Below are 17,030 nucleotides of genomic sequence, written 5' to 3' on the forward strand. Positions count from 1 at the left end.
CGTTATAAAGAAGAAGCGGACTTCGCGATGAAACGCCGGTCACGCGCCGCACGCCAGCGCGCAACCAGATTGGGAATCAGAACCGATGCCAGCAGCAGCACGCCGGTAACGATCGTCAGCGTTTCGCTCGACACATCGTCGAGCGTCAGCGCGTTTTTCAGCACGCCGATAATCAGCAGCGAGAGCAGGACGCCGAACATCGAGCCGCGTCCGCCGAAAATACTCACGCCGCCGAACAGCACAGCCGCGATCACGGACAATTCGAACCCTTCGCCGTTATCGCCACGTGCGCTGGTGAAGCGCAGCGTATAGACGACGCCCGCCAGCGCGCTCATCGCGCCGGACAGCACGAATAGACGCAGCCTGATCTTCGCGACTTCGATACCGGAGAAAGCCGCCGCGGTCGGATTCGCACCGATTGCGTAGAGGCTGCGGCCAAACGCCGTAGACTGAAGCAGCACGGTAAACAGCACCGCGCCGACGATTACGATCGCAAAAGGCAATGGAATGAAAGTCGAGCCGACCGTGTCCATGCCGAACGCTGTATAAGCTGCGGGAAAATCCGCGACCGCCTGATCGCCGAGCAGCACATACGCGAGGCCGCGAAACAGCGCCAGCGTGCCGATGGTGACCGCGAGCGAAGGCAGATTGAGCTTGACGATCACGAGGCCGTTCAGCAGACCCGCCAGCGCGCCGGCAATCAATACCAGCACGATCACGACCGGCATCGGCAGGCCCATGTGCCACAGCACGCCCATCAGCGCACTGGACGCGCCCAACACCGACGCCACCGAAAGGTCGATTTCCGCGGCGACGATAATCAGCGTCATGGGCAGCGCCATCAGCGCGATCTCGGTCAGATCGGCGAGGATGTTGCTGACATTCGCACTGGTGAGAAACACCGGCGACAACAAGCGCCCGAGCACGAGCGACAGGGCCAGTACGATGACCAGCAACACTTCCCATTGCAAGGGCGTTTCGCGTTTGCGCGTGAGCAACGCGGAATCGGGTTTAGCCATGATCGCGTTTCCTCATCATGCGTTTGGCGACGGAGCGGGCCAGCAAGGTGTCGGCGGTAATCGCGGCGACGATCAGCGCCCCCTGGATCGCCTGCTCCCAGAATGGCGAGACATGCAGCACGACGAGCGCGATACTGATCACACCCAGTACGAGCGCGCCGAGCGTCGCGCCGAGGATGGTGCCCACCCCACCGGTGATCGCCACGCTGCCCACCACCGCGGCGGCAACGACTTGCAATTCGATGCCCTTCGCGGTGCTTGCATCGACGGTGCCGAAGCGCGCGAGCCACAATGCGCCCGCGAAACCGGCAATCGCGCCGGACAGCAGAAAACCCGCCATGACGCGACGTTCGACGTTCACGCCGGCAAGCCGCGCCGCCTCCGGATTCGAGCCGATGGCATAGTGTTCGCGTCCGCCGCGAAACTGCTTCAGATAGACAGCCAGACCGGCCAGCACGACAATCGCGATCAACGCGAGCGTCGGTATGCCGAAGAAAGTGCCGGTAGCGAGTCGGGAAAACGCGTCAGGCAAACTGGTCGCGTTGATCTGGCCGCCGTGCACCCATGCATAATCCGCGCCGCGAAAGATGTAGAGCGTGGAGAGTGTCGCTACCAGCGACGGCACGCGCCCCACGGCCACGAGCAACGCATTGATACCGCCCGCCACCAGACCGATCGCCAGTCCAGCCAGCAACGCGACAATCACCGGCATATGCGGAAACGCAACGTACAGGCTGCCGACCGCATACGCGCTGATGCCGACCGTCGACCCCACCGACAGATCGATATGCCGCATCAGGATGACCACGGTCATGCCGGCCGTCAGCAAGCTGATGATCGACACGTTGAGCAACACGTCGCGCAGATTCTGCAGATTCAGAAACTGCGGTTTTGCGAGCCCCGTACCCACGATCAGCAGAATCAGCACGACGAAGAGCGTCGTTTCGCGGCTCTTCGCAATGCCCGCGATGAAGCCGCCCGGCGCGCTGCCGGTGCGCTTGGGGGCTGACGCCTGAACCGGCGCGGGATGGGTCGTCGAATGGCGCATCATGCCGCGTTCCCCAACGGTGGAACCGGTTGGCCGAGCGCCGCGCCCATGATGCGTTCTTCGTCTGCTTCGGCGCGCGCGATGTCCGCGCTGATACGTCCCTCGTGCATGACCAGTACGCGATCGGCCATGCCGAGTACTTCCGGCAATTCGCTCGAAATCATCAACACGGCCATGCCATCGCGCACCAGTTCCGCCAGCGCGCCATACACCTCGGCCTTGGCGCCGACGTCGATGCCGCGCGTGGGTTCGTCGATGATCAGGACCTTTGGATTCGTGGCGAGCCACTTGCCCAGCACGACCTTCTGCTGATTGCCGCCGGAAAGCGTGCCGACCGGCGCATTTGGGTCACCCGCTTTGAGGCGCAAACGCGTGCCCCACTGATTGGCCAGTTGGGTTTCGCTTCGCGTGGAAATCAGCCCATGTTTGACGAGACGTCCAAGCACCGTCATCGAGGCATTGCGCGCGACACTCAACTCCAGTGCCAGCCCTTGCTGACGACGGTCCTCCGGGACCAGCGCGAGGCCGGCACGCACCGCGGCGGCCGGACTGCCTGCGGTGAGACGTTTACCGCCAATCGAAATTTCACCCGAATCGAGGGGATCGATGCCGAAGATCGCGCGTGCCACTTCGCTGCGCCCCGCGCCGACGAGGCCGGCCAGCGCGACGATCTCGCCTGCGCGGACGTCGAAGGAAATATCCTTGAAGACGCCGATGCGCGTGAGTCCACGCACTGACAATCGCACTTCGCCCGGTGGCCGGTCGGCCTTGGGATAGAAGGTTTCCAGATCACGGCCCACCATCTTCGCGACGATGGATTCGGTGGTGAGATCGGCAGTGAGCCCGTCGAATACCTTCGCGCCGTCGCGCATGATCGTCACGCGTTGCGTCAGCGTGAACACTTCATCGAGCCGGTGCGTGATGAACAGAATCGCCACATCGCGTTCGCGCAGCTTGCGCACAATTGCAAAGAGCCGCTCCACCTCGGGCAGCGACAAGGCGGCGGTCGGCTCGTCCATGATCAGCACGTTCGCGTTCAACGACAACGCCTTCGCAATTTCGATCACCTGCTGATCGGCAATCGAGAGCCCACGCACCAGTTGATCCGCACGCAGATCGACCCCGAGCGAGGCCAGCAAACCATCCACCTCGCGGCGCATGGCGTCGTACTGAATGCGGCCGATCCGGTCGACCGGCTGCCGCCCCATGAAGATGTTCTCCGCGATCGAGAGATCGAAGAACAGCGTCGGCTCCTGATAGATCACCGCGAGACCCGCGTCGCGTGCTTCCGCAGGCGTTGCAAATCGGCGCGCCACGCCGTCGACCAGCAGTTCACCGGTATCCGGCTGATGCACACCCGCGAGAATCTTCACGACCGTCGATTTGCCCGCGCCATTCTCGCCGAGCAATGCATGCACTTCGCCCGGCCACAACGCGAGATCGCCGTCGGATAACGCACGGACCCGGCCGAATGATTTGCTCGCGTGCCGTAGTTCGAGCCTGGGCACCGCGGATGGGGATTGCTGCACTACGTGTCTCCTTCTCTTTTGCTTTTGGGAATGCGTCAGACGCGGCAGGTACGTCAGATACGATAAAAACGCTCCGCGTTACGGCAAAACAGCGCTTCTTTTTCAGCATCGCTCGCACCGTCGACGATCGACGCGTACGCGTGCCACAAATCCTGGTAAGAGCCGAACAACCGATCGACCGGAAAGTTCGACGCGAACATTGCGCGCTCAACGCCGAAGGTATCGATCGTTTCGAGCACATAAGGCCGCAGGCTTTCGACGCTCCACTGATGATCGAACATGGCGAGTCCGCTGATCTTCACCGCGACGTTCCTGCAATCCGCGAGCATGCGCATGCCGTCACGCCACGCGCGATAACCGGCGACGCTGCTGCGATCCACGAACATGCCCGCATGGTTGACGATAAAAATCGTATCGGCATGCGCGCGCGCCAACGCAGCCGCTTCCTCCATCTGCGACGGATACAGTTGCAGATCGAACGACATGTCGTAACGGCGCAGCAACGCAAAATGTTCGCGCCACTGCGGCTCGCGCATGAAATGACGGCCCACGTAATCAAACAACTTGTTCTCGTGCACGTTCAGGATCTGCCTGATGCCACGCGTGTTGGCAAACGATGCGTGAGCCTCAAGCATTTCGGGTGCGTTCGCCGCAGACAGATCCACGGCGGCGACAATCGCATCCGGCATGCCACGCGAGGCCGGACGATCCGCAACGGACTGCAACCAGCGGGTTTCCTCGACCGGATCGGCAGGATCGTGATTCGCCTCTACGTGCACCAGTTTCAGCACCTCGATATCGCCCGCCTCGCCGAGCAGATCATCGAGCAGATAGTCGTGCTTCAGATCGCGCGCGTCACCCACGAACGACACGCCCGGGTTTTCCAGCCACGGATAGCGATGCGTCTTCAGATCCCACAGATGGATATGCGAATCGACAACCTGCATGCGACATCCTCCGCCCTTCAGGTCAGGCACAGTCAGCTACATTAGCTGAGCGAATTCAGATGAAAGACCGGCTCCAGCGGTTGTTGAAGCGGCGTATGGTCAGGGGCCGTCTGCATGATGTCGGCCATGTAATCCCACCATTTGCGCATCACGTCGAGTTGCGGCAGCGCGTTCATGGTGTGATTCGTGCTGCGCGTCAGAATGGCGAAAAGGTGATGCGAGTCTGCGTCGAAGAAGATCCGATAGTCGCGCACACCGGCGTTGTGCAATGCATCAACCAGTTCAGGCCAGATTTGCGCATGACGTCGTTCGTATTCCTCGCGCATGCCGGGGTTGAGCACCATCCGGAAAGCGATTGTTTCCATTGCGGCCTGTCTCCCGTCGTATCCGGGCGCTTTCCCTGAGAAGCGTAGAAGCGTCTGGTACGACTATAATTCCTGCGTCGATAGCAACTCAATCCGTTGTTGGGATTGGGCGATCCACAAACCGAATCGCACCCGGAACCATGAGCCAACACTCAGCCGCCATCGCACTCGTCAATCGGCTCAAGTTCAAGCATCTGGCGCTGCTCGTCGCGCTCGACGACGCGCGCAATCTCCACCAGGCCGCCGAGGCCATCAACGTCGCGCAACCCAGCGCGAGCCGCATGCTCGGCGATATCGAGGAAGCGTTCGGCTTCCTGCTGTTCGAGCGCAACGCGCGCGGCATGACGCCCACGCCGCTCGGCGTGGTCACGCTGGCGTATGCGCGGCGCGCACTCGCCGAGTTGACCCGGTTTGCCGAAGATCTCGACGTCAAACGCCGTGGCGGACATGGACAGTTGACCGTCGGCGCGATCATGGGCGCCGCGCCTGATCTGCTGGCCATGGCGGTCGCCGCCCTGAAAACCGAAAGCCCTCTGCTGAACGTGCGCATTCTTGGCGAAACCAGCGACCAGGTCGTGCAATTGCTGCATCGCCGCGAAGTCGATCTGGCGCTTGGACGCCTCACCAGTCCGTTGCAACACAACGATTTCAGTTTCGAGCCGCTCGCACGCGAGACTTTGCTGCTGGTGGTGCGTTCGGTGCATCCGCTGGCGCAGCGCTCGCGCATCACGTTGCGGGAGCTGATCGACTGGCCGTGGGTGGCGCAACCTGTTACCAGTCCGGCGCGCGTGCTGTTCGAAGAGGAACTCGCGCGTGCGGGTCTGGCGACGCCCGTCAACCTGACCGAGTGCGCGTCGATCTTCGCCACGCTGCAATTGCTCGAGAACTACGACGCCGTGGCCATGCTGCCCGAGTCCGTGGTGCGCGATCATGTGCGTGGCAAGCTGCTGGTTGCGCTGCCGCTCGAGATCGGCAAGAGCCTCGCCGGCTTCGGCATTCTCACGCGCAAGGAAGAAGCCCTCGCCGAACCCGCGCTGCGCTTTATCGATTTGCTGCGCGGTTTCTCGCGCAAGCTCGCACGCGACGATCCCACCGCGACCGCGACTGAGCCTGTGATCGTATCCGCACCGGCTAGTTGATGTCACCATCGTGAAGTCGCCATCGCCCGTTACTGCAAGTTGACAAACAGGCCGCCGTCCACCAGCAGCGCGGCGCCTGTTACATAACGCGCGCGGTCGGAGGCAAGGAATACCACGCAATCGGCGACATCCTCCGGGCGGCCCAGTCTGCCCAGCGGAATACGCTTTTCGAAGTAGGCTCTTTTAGCTTCGTCGGCGAGATCTTCCGCGTTCAGGTCGGTCGCAATCGTGCCGGGCATGACCGAATTGCAGCGAATGCCGTACGGCCCCAACGCCACCGCGCATGACTGCATCAGCGAATGCACACCGGCTTTGGTCGGCGTGTAGTGGGTTTGCATGCCGCCGCCCACCAGCGCGCTGATCGAACTCGTCGCCACAATCGCACCACCCGTACCCTGCGCTTTCATTTGCTGCGCGGCGGCCTGCGTGACGTAGAACGCCCCGTTCAGATTCACTGCCACCGTCGACTCCAATACCTCGGGCGGCATGTCGAGAAAGGCGTGAAACGGACAGATGCCGGCGTTGCTCGCGAGCACATCGACTTTGCCGAAGGCTTCGACAGTGCGGCGAACAAGTTCCTGACCGGTTTCGCGTAAGGCGACATTCCCTTCGATCGCGATCACGCGCCGCCCCAAGGCTTCAATTTCGCCGACCACTTCCGCGACGGCCGAACGTCGCCCATACGATGCGTCGTTATCGCCCCAGTAGTTGATCGCCACGTCCGCACCTTCGGTTGCGCACGCAACTGCTATCGCGCGGCCGATGCCACGCGAGCCGCCGGTAACGATCACGACCTTGTCCTTGAGCAACACGTCATTCTCCTGTTGGCTGGATCGATAAGATGTCTTGCGGGTTGAAATCTAGTCCAACCCACCTTCAATAAGCATTCAGCGTGGATAAGGCCGCACCAGCGCGCACTCCGGATTGAGCCGCACACCGAAGCCCGGCGTGTCGGGCACTTTCATCCGTCCATTCACGGGGACCGGTTCGTCGAGCAGCAGCGGCGTGAACATCGGCACGACTTCATCCGCCTTCGGCGCCATCATCAGAAACTCGGCGAACGGTGAGTTGTGCCGCGTGACGACGAAGTGATAGCTATACACCGATGAACCGTGCGGCACCACCATCACATTGTGGGCATCGGCGAGCGCGGAGATCTTGATGAGTTCGGTGATGCCGCCGCACCAGCCCACATCCGGCTGAATCAGATCGCAGCACTGCATCTCCAGCAGCATGCGAAAACCCCAGCGCGTCGCTTCGTGCTCGCCGGTCGACACCATCATGCCGCGCGGCACGTTGCGGCGCAGTTCGGCGTAACCCCAGTAGTCGTCCGGCGGCAGGCACTCTTCGATCCATTTCAGACCGTACTCGTGCGCGGCCTGCGCGAGCCGCGTTGCATACGGTACGTCAAGGCTCATCCAGCAGTCGTACATCAGCCAGAAGTCATCACCTACACGACTACGCATCTCGGCGAGCTTCTCCAGATTCTTCTTGAGACCCGCCTCGCCTTCAGCAGGACCATGCTGCAACGGCAATTTGCCGCCGATGAATCCCATCTCCTTAGCCAAGTCCGGACGCGCACCAGTCGCGTAGAACACGAGTTCGTCGCGCACCGGGCCGCCCAATAGTTGGTACACCGGCTCCTTGCGCACTTTCGCAAGCAAATCCCACAACGCGAGATCGACACCCGAGATCGTATTCAGCACCACGCCTTTGCGGCCGTAGTACAGCGTCGAGAAATACATCTGATCCCAAATCTTCTCGATGTCGGTGACGAGCTGGCCTTCCAGAAAACGTGCGAGATGTTTTTCAACGATGAACGCGCCGATCTCGCCACCCGTCGTCACCGCAAAACCAACCGTGCCGTCGCTCGCCTCGATCTCGACCACCAACGTGCCGAGCACATTGATGCCGAACGACTGGCGGCTCTGGCGATACTCCGGATAACGCGCCATCGGCGTGGCAATGTGATCGTCGATCCAGTGTCCATCGGGTTGATCGTGATAGTCCGCGCCGCCACCGCGGACGACGAAGGCACGCACGTGCCGGATAGTAGGCATGGCCATGAAAAGGGCTCCGTTATGGGTGCGTCGAACGTGCAGCCAAAAAACGCGCCTAGCGGGCGCGGTGCAGTAATTGTTGGAAAGACCCGCTTGATTGGACGCCGTCACGACGTAACAGCGTGCCGACCATGAGCGCCGCCAGCAGACTCGACACGCCCAATACGATCAGCCCCGCCGAGGTCGACGAAAACGCCCGTTCCGCCGCAGTGCGCAGGCTCGGCGCAATAAATCCACCGAGGCCGCCGAGCGAATTGATCAACGCGATCCCGCCCGCCGCTGCGGCACCCGTGAGGTAGCGTGTCGGAAATGTCCAGAACAGCGGTTGCGCCGCGATGAAGCCGCTGGCCGCACAGCACAGCGCGATCAGGCCGATCGACGGGTTATGCGCGAGCCCCGAGGCGCCGATGCCGAGACCCGCGAGCACCAGCAGCGCAACCGCCCAGCGCCGGTGCGCACCCGTACGATCCGCTCGACGCGGCACGTACCACGTGACAGCCAACGCACACAGCCATGGCAGCGCGCCGGCGAGGCCAACGCGCAAACCGACCGTCGTGCCGAGCAAAGCCGCCACCTGCTGCGGCAAATAGAAGATCACGCCGTAGACGCTCATCTGAATCAGCAGATAGATCGCCGAAAGCAGCAACACACGGCGGTCCACCAGCGCAGCGAGAATATGACGCGGCCCATGCGCCGATGCGGCGAGCGCATCGTCATCAAGCGCGCGGCGCAAGGTGGTGCGCTCCTGCGCGTCGAGCCACTGGGCGTCTTCAGGACGGTTGTCGAGATACCAGAACGCCCACACGCCGACCAACGATGCCAGCGTCCCCTCGATCAGAAACAGCCACTGCCAGCCGGCCAAACCCATCGCGCCATGCAGTTCGAGCAAGGAACCCGACAACGGACTGCCGAAGATGAACGCCAGCGGCGCACCGAAATAAAACACGCCCACCGCACGCGCTCGCGCCGCTTGCGGAAACCAATGCGTCAGGTAATAGATCACGCCGGGGAAGAAACCGGCTTCGGCGACACCAAGCAGAAAACGCAGCGAGTAGAAAGCAGTCGGCGTATGCGCAAGACACATCGCCGCCGAGACGAGCCCCCAGGTCACCATGATCCGGCACATCCACGCGCGCGCACCGACCTTGTGCAGCAGAAGATTGCTCGGTACTTCGAACAATGCATAACCGACAAAGAACACGCCCGCGCCGAAGGCAAAAGCCGCATTGGACAAGCCCGTGTCGTGCTGCAACGCTTTCTGCGCGAAGCCGATATTGGCGCGATCGAGAAACGCCAGCACGTACATCAGCAAGAGAAACGGCAACAGCCGGCGCATGACCTTGCTGTTGATCGCCTCCAGTGAAGCGGGCGAATGCGGATTCATGTCGTCTCCTTCGCAAAGCATGCGGGTCGCGCTCTGCGTTTTTTCCTTTTGCACTGCAACTGCTACGGCTACGGCTACGGCTTAGACAACGCTGTGGCGACTCAGTAAGTGGCGCGGCCGCCGGACAGGTCGAATACCGAGCCGGTGCTGAAAGCGCAGTCTTCGGAAGAGAGCCAGAGAATCAGCGACGCCGCTTCTTCCGGCAACAGGAAACGGTTCATTGGAATCTTCGAGAGCATGTAGTCGATATGCTGCTGCGACATCGAATCGAAGATTTCCGTTTTTGCCGCCGCGGGCGTGACCGCATTGACGAGGATGTTCTTCGTCGCAAGTTCTTTGCCGAGGGATTTGGTCAAGCCGATGAGCCCGGCTTTGGAGGCGCTGTAGTGCGAGGCGTTCGGGTTGCCCTCCTTGCCGGCCACCGACGCGATATTGACGATCCGGCCATACCCCTGCTTGAGCATCTGCGGCACGACCGCGCGACAGGTGAGATACGGGCCGATCAGATTCACGTCGATCACGCGGCGCCAGACCTCGGGGTCCAGCTCCCACGTCGTGCCGTTGCCGCCGGTGATGCCGGCGCAGTTGATCAGCACGTCGATCGCGCCATGGGCGGCGACCGTTTGCGCCACCGCCTGAACCACTGACGCTTCCTGGGTGAGTTCAACTGTGACGGCGGTGACTTTGCCGAGTTCGCTGAGTTCGCGCTCGCTGCGCGCGAGGCGCTCGGCGTCGATGTCCCATAGCGCGACCGACGCGCCCGAGTTCAGCGCCCGTTGAGCCACTGCGTAGCCGATGCCGCGCGCGCCGCCGGTAATGGCGACAACACGCCCCTCCAGATCGATTCGATTCATCGCTGTGCTCCTGTGGCAAGCCCGAGAGGCCTGCCGTTCAGTTGTTGTATTTCTGCTGTCTGTGCTTTCGTCCAGCAAATATACGAGCGGTGCGATGCGCTAACAATCCGTGTATTGGAGGGGTCGATAACAAAATCGGATCGGTTGACGTGGCGCTCGACGCTTACCGGCTAATCAGTACACGCCGGACACGCCATCGCTTCCGCTGGCACTTCCTGCTTGCTTCGTCCGAAGCTCGCGAGCGCCGCGAGTCCCAGCAGCGCCAAAGCGCTGCCGAAGAGAAAGTCGGCGGAAATACCGACATGGTCGACCACCACACCACCAATGAGCGATCCCAAAGCAATGGCAACCTGAATGATGCTGACAAACAGCGCCGAGCCCGCTTCGGGCGAATCCGGCGTGGCGCGCTGAATCCAGATGCTGAAACACAGCGGCAGTGCGCCGAACGAAACACCCCACGCGAGTACGAGCGCGGCGACCCCGATTGGCGATTGTTCCAGCAACGGCATTGCCAGCAGCGCGAGCATGAGCAGAGAAACCATCACGCCCAGAGACACTTTCAGATTACGCGTCACCGTCGACGAAACGGCGAAGTTCGAGAAGAACCCAATAATGCCGAAGCCGAGCAGCAGCCACGTAATCGTCGACATCGTGAAACTCGCGTTATGCAGCAGAAACGGCGTGATGTACGTGTACGAGGAGAAATGCGCGCCGAATACGAGCGCCACCATCAGCATGCTTCTACGCGGATGCGGGCGGCGCAGCAGCGCCACCAGATCGCGCAGCCGCAAGGCGGTGGTCGACGGCAACGACGGCACGAAAACGAACTGCGCCACGAGCGCGATCGCGACAAGCACGCCGGTTGCCATAAACGAAGCACGCCACGACGCGAAGCTGGCGATGAATGTGCCGAGCGGCACACCGATCACCGTCGCGCAGGTCACGCCGGTCAGGATCGTCGCCATCGCTTTGGCTGAATCTTTCGGCTGCACGAGGCGCCCCGATGCCGCCGTTGCCAGCGTCCAGAAGCCGCCCAGCGCCGCGCCGAGCAACGCGCGTCCGACCAGCATGAACAGGAAATCGGGCGCGAAGGCGGAAATCAGATTCGACGCCAGCAGCAAGGCCGTGAGCAACAGAAAGACACGCCGGCGATCCATCCGTCCGGCCACCAGCATCAAACCGGGCGCCGAGATGGCGGCAATCACGCCCGGCACCGTGACCATCAGCCCTGCGGTGCCAGGCAGCACACCCAGATCCGCCGCTATATGCGGCAGTAGTCCGACAGGTAAAAACTCCGTGGTCACGAACGCGAACGCACCGATTGCAACGGCCACAACGGCGAGCCAGGAACGCAGGGACGACGAAGCCCCATCGTCCGGCGAGGCAATGCTCGCCGGCAGATTATCTTCCATCAACATAGTATTGTTTGCGAGTAACTAAACAACGGGTGGGATTGGAGCAGTCACCGGACTAATCAAATCGCAGACTGCAAATCATGAATAAAAAAGCAGGCGGTATTGGCCTGCTTATGATTGCGATCGGAAAAGACAGCGAGTGAAAACCCGAATGGAACACACCTTAACATCGTATTAAATCTCCCGCTGACGACTCCGTAAAATTGCACTCGGGCGTGTGGGTATTCCGATCAGGGTGCCGTGCGCGAATGGAATTGGAGGCGGTGCGTTCTGCTCCCCCACCGCCTCCTGAACTGCCGGCCTGCTATTGGCCAAAATAGATCCTGCATTGCGGCCCGGAAGCGCACGGCCGCTCCTGTCGGCCTCCCACTTCCGTAGCGCCTGCGGCCACCCCGCCATAGGAGGCGTTCTGCACCGGTTGCCCGGCCGGCATCGCGGTCCGCACAGTTTCACCAAACGACATGTCGGTGGTGTCCTGCACTGATTCGTTTGCGTTCTGCATGAGCGCCCGGCCCGACGCGGCTTCGCCCTGCTGGCTGTCCAGTGCGCCGGCTGTGCTCGGCGCCAGAAACAGAGCGGCGCTTGCCAACGCCATCAATAAACGTAGTTTCATGTCCAGACTCCTCGAATCCGGCGCAGCAGCGCTTAACCCCTTCAATAAAAGAAGTAATCCGCGAAAAAACGTCGTGTCATCAAATCGAACTGACGAACTGACAAAGGGGCGAATGCCTATGCGGGACTGCTGCGGCGAGTCACCGAACTAAACGAGTAAATAGTTGCCAGGCCTGAAACCGATGTCGGGCGTGCACGCGCGGCTTGCCGGAAGCGGTCGCCACCAGGCTGGAAACGCAGATTGTTGCTCCGCTGTTTCGTTATAGGTCGGCCACTCAGGATTTCAATCCCGGCGGTGCAGGCGGCCTTGGCGGCACCGGCCGCCGTTCGATCGGCGACATGCAACAACAAAATCAGGCTGGCCGGCGCGTGCGTTACCCGAACAGTGCGTTATGATGCTGGCATAACGCACAAAAATCGGCCCCGCGCGAGGCACCGGCGAGAGACGGAGCGTCGACATGAGACCGACTGTTCGCAATCATTGCATTGTCATCACCGTTTTTTCCATTGCGGCCGTAGGGCTTACCCAGCCGTACCTGCCGCGCGGCGGAGCGCTTGAATATTCACTGATTGGCACAGTCAGCCTTATAGGCGGGCTTGTTGGGCATATGCTGTACCGCAATGTATGGGGCGACGTTCTTTGACGCTGCCGCTGGAATTTCCTTCGATCAATAACCTTACCGCGAGCGGACCCCATCTACGTGGGCTCAATGCTTTCGCGGCTTCCCCTTGCAATCTGTAACTGACAGAACGCCGGACGCTTTAGAAGGACGAATATCTTATGGACGAAAGGAAGCGAGATAGCATGATTGCGTATCTCCGCCACCGCATGGAAGAGTTTGGTATCAAACCAGAAGACCTCGCCGCCGTGCTGGCGGCCGAACCGAAGGGGCAAAAGGCTGAACGCTACCGCAGCGCAACGGGAGATAGCTGGGATGGCCAGGGCGAAATGCCCCAATGGCTTAAACAGGCAATTAGCGCTGGTCAATCAATCGACCACTTCGAATTATCGGCCACGCCGGCACCCGCCCCGCAGCCGAAAAAACAGGTGGATTGGCTAAACGACCCATTCGCGGGAAGTCCGCTTGCGCGCCCGAACAACCGCTAAGCCGTCTGATCGCCAAACCGCTGGAGCAAAGGCATAACCCCGTACTGGTTGACGCGCCGGGGCCGTTCACACGTTGCACCGAATGGCGGGACTCGTCGCGTCGCTCTTCGATGCACACGATGGGTCGCCGGCACGAGTCGGCGCCGCCGCGTACTGCGGCAATTCGATAAACGTGCTGACCTGCCGGACGATTTGCCAGAACACCTTTTCGAACGAACGGACTCGCTCCGGCTCGAGCATGCCATGGGCAAGCGGATCGGCAAAGATCCAGCTACACAACGCAGGTTCTCCGGGAAAGCGCGGTGCATGATGCCCGGCCACACACGCGTCCATGGCAACGACGAGGTCCATCCGCGGCGCCCATTCGCCGGTGAATTCCAGCCAGCTTTTCGGGCAGAGTACGCCGAGGTCCGATATACCGGGCCGCAATTGCGCGATCGCAATGGGATGAACGCGCGTGGCCGGCTCCGGCCCCGCGCTGAACGCTTCGAACCGGTGTCCAGCCAGTTCGCGCAGTAAAGCTTCGGCAATGATGCTACGTGCTGAATTCTCGCGACAGAGAAACAGCACTTTGTATTTTCTGGTCACGCTCACCCCGTGTTTTTTTTATCTCTCTCTATGCGCAATTGTGCCGGCCTAGTCTTGCGTCCTCGTGACACTACGATGACGTAATTTGTTGCGCCACAAGAATTTGTACCAGGACGGTCAACCCACGGGTATCGCGCGCCGCATTGGCGACGAAGTGCAACTGCTCAAAGCCGAATCTTTCAGCATGCTTTCGACCGCGTGACGGCGGCTCCTCAGACGGAAGCCTCGCTGGCGCGCTGTTCGGACACGATCCGGTTCGCGGCGTCGCTTGCGCCGTCAGACGCCGCCGGTGACGGTTCGAACAGCATCGCCGCAGGTTGCGCGCTGATCGACTTGACGCCGTTCGCAATGCCGGGCGCTGCGACGTACGGGATAAACGCCGCCATCGCAACGACAAAAATAAAAGTAACCATGGCCGTCGTGCCTCGCGGAAGCTGCAACATGGAGGTCAAGCGAAGCGGGTTTTTCGCGGGGAAATAGAGTCAGCAACAAGGAGAGGAGCAGCGAGCACACATACAACCTGTGCCCGACATGCTGATGCGTCCGCCACCCGCATGCGTGGCAATGAAGAGCCGTCGCTTCAAGTCGACGCTCGAACGACACATGTCACGGACATGTCTTTGATTCTAGAAGCGGATATCCCAACGCCGAAGGCCGCTCTCTATATCAATTCGGCCTACGTCTCGGGTCTACCGGCCAGAACTGTCTGTTCAAAACCGCAAACCGTTCAGGAACTGGAACCAGAGTCCACCGAGCACCCCGGCCGGATGAGCATCGCTGGCACTTTCTTCGTGCTTGCCTGGGTTGGCGTGCTTACCTGGTGCGTCACGATTGGCGGCGGCGTCGTTCACCGTCGTTGCCTCCGCTTTGGCTGAAACGTCGGGGACGTCCTTCGCTTTTGCTGCCGCCTCGGCCGCGACCGCCGCCCTCTCCGCCTCGCGCCGCGCCGCCTGCAAGGCCGACACGCTGTCCGCGATCTGCGCGGCCCGCTGCGCCTCGCATCGACGTCCTAGCAACACGCCGAACAGCACGTCGCGATTGTGGCCGTCGTCGGCGAAACGCATGGCGAGCGACACCATCTCGGCGTAGGCTGCTTCGTCCGCGGCACGCGCCGCCGCCTCACGTTCGGCCTGTGCTTTTTGTTGGCGGGTGCGCTGCGCTTCCCAGCCGCGCATCTGCTCGGCATAGACCGCGTCATACACCTTGCGCTGTGCGGCGTCGGAGAGGATCGCGTATGCGTCCTTGATTTCCTGGAAGGTAGCGCGCGCAACTTCTTCGGCGCCGTTGTTGCGATCCGGATGCCATTTCATCGCGGCCTTGCGGTAGGCCCGCTTGATTTCTTCGTCCGTGGCGTGCGCGTGCACACCAAGCGTGTCATACAGGGTTGCCATTGCTTGTTCGACCTCGCCGTGATTCGCGTTGCGGACCATCGTAGCATGCAAAAAACGGCTTTATCGTGAAGCGGCAAGCGCGGGCGCCACTGAAAGGCCAGACGAAAAAAAGGCCCCGCCAGTGGCGAGGCCGAATCCCATGTCAAGGAGATGTCATGGAGGAGACGACTCGATCATAGCCGCGTGTCATCGCGCCCCCAAACAATGGTTCGCCATATGCTTATCCGGGGCGGCATCAACTGCATTGCACCGGGCGGCGTATGTGGATCGAAAACGGCTTCGACGCATCCGTCAGACGACCCACTGAGCCGCCGATAACCCCGCGCGGTTATATCGTTAGAACAAAAAGTCGCTTCGCCCGGCTCGCGGCGGTCATTAAGATGACACTTCAAAGTCCGGTTCGCCCCGGTTCGTCTACGCGCAGCCCCGCGCCAGCGTCCCGTGAGCCGCTACCGAAGGAGCATTTCGTTGACCAGTTTCGACCATCACCGCCGGCCGCTCGTCATCGGCATCGGCGGCACGACACGCGCGGCGTCGTCGACCGAGCGCGCACTCGGCTTTGCGCTGCGTGGCGCAGAAGCCGCGGGCGCGAATACCCGCCTGTTCGGCGGCACCTTCCTGCATAGCCTGCCCCACTACGCTCCGGAAAACCCTCAACGCACCGCCGAACAGCTCGAGCTGATCGAAGCCGTGCGCCATGCGGACGCGCTGATCATCGCGACGCCCGGCTACCACGGCGGCGTCTCGGGCCTCGTCAAGAACGCACTCGACACGCTCGAGGAGCTGCGCGCCGATGAGCGGCCGTATCTGGATGGCCGCGCGGTCGGCTGTATCGTCACCGCTTATGGCTGGCAGGCTGCCGGCTCGGTGCTGACGTCGCTGCGTTCGATCGTCCACGCGTTGCGCGGCTGGCCGACGCCGTTCGGTGCCGGGATCAACACGCTGGAAACGCGCTTCGACACCGTCGACACCTGTTCCGACGCCAAGGTCGTCGATCAGCTCGCCACGGTCGGCCAGCAGGCCGCGCAATTCGCCCTGGCGTTCAACGCGCATCGCACGCCGACGGCCGCGCCGCTCGGCAATGCAGTCAAGGAAGCGCAACCCGCCCGGTTGCTGCACGCGGTTTAGCGCCTTTGCGTACGGCGTCGAGGATCCACGCTCGCACTTGCGGGTCCTCGACGCACTCGCGTTTGCACTGAACCGGCGGCCATCCTGCTGCCTCGACGAACCATTCTACGCATGCGTGCGTTTGCCTCCTCTCCCCGCCAACCGCAGCATCCTCCAACGATACTTTCAAGGCCGACAAGCCGCGCCATGCGCGTTCGAACGCGCTCGTGTTTCCGCTCGCCCAAACCGTGCGCCACACAACAGACCGTACGCCCACAACGCCGGATAGTGTGTTCGAACGCTGCGACTATCGTCCGATCCGGCCTCCTGAAGACCGTTCCCGAACCTCGCTGATTTGCTTACGACGAAAGATTGGTTCACCCGCTGCGCGGCGCGGCCTACGCTTGATCCTGCCCGCTCACTCACCGGTTGCCTGACGCACAGGGTTGCGTCCCGCGCGCCGG

General features: G+C 61.7%; 19 protein-coding genes. 5 read left to right on the forward strand and 14 right to left on the reverse strand.

Going from position 1 to position 17,030, the window contains the following annotated elements:
• Window positions 1-2: 2 nt before the first annotated feature.
• From M0D64_RS25560 to rhaM, 5 genes are read right to left on the reverse strand one after another with little or no spacing between them, the layout of a single operon-like run.
• Window positions 3-1,019: an ABC transporter permease gene (locus tag M0D64_RS25560; protein ID WP_154558418.1), complete on the reverse strand. Its 1,017-nt coding sequence runs from the start codon at window positions 1,017-1,019 to the stop codon at window positions 3-5.
• Window positions 1,012-2,070, reverse strand: coding sequence for an ABC transporter permease (locus M0D64_RS25565; RefSeq protein WP_266259728.1), 1,059 nt, complete (start codon window positions 2,068-2,070; stop codon window positions 1,012-1,014). The genes M0D64_RS25560 and M0D64_RS25565 overlap by 8 nt, the downstream gene beginning before the upstream one ends.
• A complete protein-coding gene (locus M0D64_RS25570) occupies window positions 2,067-3,596 on the reverse strand; it encodes a sugar ABC transporter ATP-binding protein (RefSeq protein WP_171928832.1) in 1,530 nt (509 codons plus the stop codon). Before M0D64_RS25570 ends, M0D64_RS25565 begins: the two co-directional genes overlap by 4 nt.
• A 53-nt stretch (window positions 3,597-3,649) precedes the next feature.
• Window positions 3,650-4,543, reverse strand: a complete 894-nt coding sequence (locus tag M0D64_RS25575; protein ID WP_266259729.1) for an amidohydrolase — start codon at window positions 4,541-4,543, stop codon at window positions 3,650-3,652.
• A gap of 41 nt (window positions 4,544-4,584) precedes the next feature.
• Complete coding sequence (gene rhaM / locus M0D64_RS25580; RefSeq protein WP_054035975.1) at window positions 4,585-4,908, reverse strand: L-rhamnose mutarotase; 324 nt, start codon at window positions 4,906-4,908, stop codon at window positions 4,585-4,587.
• Window positions 4,909-5,048: 140 nt separating this feature from the next.
• Here rhaM and M0D64_RS25585 point away from each other — a divergent pair, with 140 nt between their 5' ends.
• A complete protein-coding gene (locus M0D64_RS25585; RefSeq protein ID WP_266259730.1) occupies window positions 5,049-6,047 on the forward strand; it encodes a LysR family transcriptional regulator in 999 nt (332 codons plus the stop codon).
• Window positions 6,048-6,076: 29 nt separating this feature from the next.
• Here M0D64_RS25585 and M0D64_RS25590 read toward each other — a convergent pair whose 3' ends face one another.
• The 6 genes from M0D64_RS25590 to M0D64_RS25615 all read right to left on the reverse strand — a co-directional run bounded on the left by M0D64_RS25590 (window position 6,077) and on the right by M0D64_RS25615 (window position 12,373).
• Window positions 6,077-6,859, reverse strand: coding sequence for an SDR family NAD(P)-dependent oxidoreductase (locus tag M0D64_RS25590; protein WP_168435553.1), 783 nt, complete (start codon window positions 6,857-6,859; stop codon window positions 6,077-6,079).
• Between the two features lie 75 nt (window positions 6,860-6,934).
• Window positions 6,935-8,113, reverse strand: coding sequence for an L-rhamnonate dehydratase (gene rhmD / locus M0D64_RS25595; RefSeq protein WP_266259731.1), 1,179 nt, complete (start codon window positions 8,111-8,113; stop codon window positions 6,935-6,937).
• A 49-nt stretch (window positions 8,114-8,162) separates the two neighbouring features.
• Window positions 8,163-9,491, reverse strand: a complete 1,329-nt coding sequence (locus M0D64_RS25600; RefSeq protein WP_266259732.1) for an MFS transporter — start codon at window positions 9,489-9,491, stop codon at window positions 8,163-8,165.
• 101 nt (window positions 9,492-9,592) lie between these two features.
• A complete protein-coding gene (locus M0D64_RS25605) occupies window positions 9,593-10,345 on the reverse strand; it encodes an SDR family NAD(P)-dependent oxidoreductase (protein WP_054035966.1) in 753 nt (250 codons plus the stop codon).
• 170 nt (window positions 10,346-10,515) lie between these two features.
• Window positions 10,516-11,763 carry an MFS transporter gene (locus tag M0D64_RS25610; protein WP_266259733.1) on the reverse strand — a complete coding sequence of 416 codons (1,248 nt, stop codon included), beginning with the start codon at window positions 11,761-11,763 and terminating at the stop codon, window positions 10,516-10,518.
• Between the two features lie 301 nt (window positions 11,764-12,064).
• Entirely contained in the window at window positions 12,065-12,373 is a 309-nt protein-coding gene (locus tag M0D64_RS25615) for a hypothetical protein (RefSeq protein ID WP_266259734.1), read from the reverse strand.
• 203 nt (window positions 12,374-12,576) lie between these two features.
• Between M0D64_RS25615 and M0D64_RS25620 the strand changes: the two genes are divergently transcribed.
• The 3 genes from M0D64_RS25620 to M0D64_RS25630 all read left to right on the forward strand — a co-directional run bounded on the left by M0D64_RS25620 (window position 12,577) and on the right by M0D64_RS25630 (window position 13,480).
• Window positions 12,577-12,768 carry a hypothetical protein gene (locus M0D64_RS25620; protein WP_154558407.1) on the forward strand — a complete coding sequence of 64 codons (192 nt, stop codon included), beginning with the start codon at window positions 12,577-12,579 and terminating at the stop codon, window positions 12,766-12,768.
• 62 nt (window positions 12,769-12,830) lie between these two features.
• On the forward strand, window positions 12,831-13,016 hold the full coding sequence (locus M0D64_RS25625; protein ID WP_154558406.1) for a hypothetical protein: 186 nt from the start codon (window positions 12,831-12,833) through the stop codon (window positions 13,014-13,016).
• 137 nt (window positions 13,017-13,153) lie between these two features.
• Window positions 13,154-13,480 carry an H-NS family nucleoid-associated regulatory protein gene (locus M0D64_RS25630; protein WP_093636065.1) on the forward strand — a complete coding sequence of 109 codons (327 nt, stop codon included), beginning with the start codon at window positions 13,154-13,156 and terminating at the stop codon, window positions 13,478-13,480.
• Between the two features lie 66 nt (window positions 13,481-13,546).
• Here M0D64_RS25630 and M0D64_RS25635 read toward each other — a convergent pair whose 3' ends face one another.
• The 3 genes from M0D64_RS25635 to M0D64_RS25645 form a co-directional block, all read right to left on the reverse strand.
• Window positions 13,547-14,068, reverse strand: a complete 522-nt coding sequence (locus M0D64_RS25635; RefSeq protein ID WP_266259735.1) for a low molecular weight phosphatase family protein — start codon at window positions 14,066-14,068, stop codon at window positions 13,547-13,549.
• A gap of 212 nt (window positions 14,069-14,280) precedes the next feature.
• Window positions 14,281-14,481 carry a hypothetical protein gene (locus M0D64_RS25640; protein WP_266259736.1) on the reverse strand — a complete coding sequence of 67 codons (201 nt, stop codon included), beginning with the start codon at window positions 14,479-14,481 and terminating at the stop codon, window positions 14,281-14,283.
• 297 nt (window positions 14,482-14,778) lie between these two features.
• On the reverse strand, window positions 14,779-15,459 hold the full coding sequence (locus tag M0D64_RS25645; protein WP_266259737.1) for a J domain-containing protein: 681 nt from the start codon (window positions 15,457-15,459) through the stop codon (window positions 14,779-14,781).
• Between the two features lie 468 nt (window positions 15,460-15,927).
• Between M0D64_RS25645 and M0D64_RS25650 the strand changes: the two genes are divergently transcribed.
• A complete protein-coding gene (locus M0D64_RS25650; RefSeq protein ID WP_097396232.1) occupies window positions 15,928-16,587 on the forward strand; it encodes an NADPH-dependent FMN reductase in 660 nt (219 codons plus the stop codon).
• The last annotated feature ends 443 nt before the right edge of the window (window positions 16,588-17,030 follow it).

It is taken from the genome of Paraburkholderia sp. WS6 (assembly GCF_030464835.1).
In the GTDB taxonomy this organism is placed as follows: Bacteria; Pseudomonadota; Gammaproteobacteria; order Burkholderiales; family Burkholderiaceae; genus Paraburkholderia; species Paraburkholderia madseniana.

What these genes read in the sequence shown, in the direction of transcription:
- M0D64_RS25560 (WP_154558418.1), bottom strand. Translation starts at nt 1,019, where the DNA reads ATGGCTAAACCCGATTCCGCGTTGCTCACGCGCAAACGCGAAACGCCC.
- M0D64_RS25565 (WP_266259728.1), bottom strand. Translation starts at nt 2,070, where the DNA reads ATGATGCGCCATTCGACGACCCATCCCGCGCCGGTTCAGGCGTCAGCC.
- M0D64_RS25575 (WP_266259729.1), bottom strand. Translation starts at nt 4,543, where the DNA reads ATGCAGGTTGTCGATTCGCATATCCATCTGTGGGATCTGAAGACGCAT.
- rhaM (WP_054035975.1), bottom strand. Translation starts at nt 4,908, where the DNA reads ATGGAAACAATCGCTTTCCGGATGGTGCTCAACCCCGGCATGCGCGAG.
- M0D64_RS25585 (WP_266259730.1), top strand. Translation starts at nt 5,049, where the DNA reads ATGAGCCAACACTCAGCCGCCATCGCACTCGTCAATCGGCTCAAGTTC.
- rhmD (WP_266259731.1), bottom strand. Translation starts at nt 8,113, where the DNA reads ATGGCCATGCCTACTATCCGGCACGTGCGTGCCTTCGTCGTCCGCGGT.
- M0D64_RS25600 (WP_266259732.1), bottom strand. Translation starts at nt 9,491, where the DNA reads ATGAATCCGCATTCGCCCGCTTCACTGGAGGCGATCAACAGCAAGGTC.
- M0D64_RS25605 (WP_054035966.1), bottom strand. Translation starts at nt 10,345, where the DNA reads ATGAATCGAATCGATCTGGAGGGGCGTGTTGTCGCCATTACCGGCGGC.
- M0D64_RS25610 (WP_266259733.1), bottom strand. Translation starts at nt 11,763, where the DNA reads ATGTTGATGGAAGATAATCTGCCGGCGAGCATTGCCTCGCCGGACGAT.
- M0D64_RS25615 (WP_266259734.1), bottom strand. Translation starts at nt 12,373, where the DNA reads ATGAAACTACGTTTATTGATGGCGTTGGCAAGCGCCGCTCTGTTTCTG.
- M0D64_RS25625 (WP_154558406.1), top strand. Translation starts at nt 12,831, where the DNA reads ATGAGACCGACTGTTCGCAATCATTGCATTGTCATCACCGTTTTTTCC.
- M0D64_RS25630 (WP_093636065.1), top strand. Translation starts at nt 13,154, where the DNA reads ATGGACGAAAGGAAGCGAGATAGCATGATTGCGTATCTCCGCCACCGC.
- M0D64_RS25640 (WP_266259736.1), bottom strand. Translation starts at nt 14,481, where the DNA reads ATGGTTACTTTTATTTTTGTCGTTGCGATGGCGGCGTTTATCCCGTAC.
- M0D64_RS25645 (WP_266259737.1), bottom strand. Translation starts at nt 15,459, where the DNA reads ATGGCAACCCTGTATGACACGCTTGGTGTGCACGCGCACGCCACGGAC.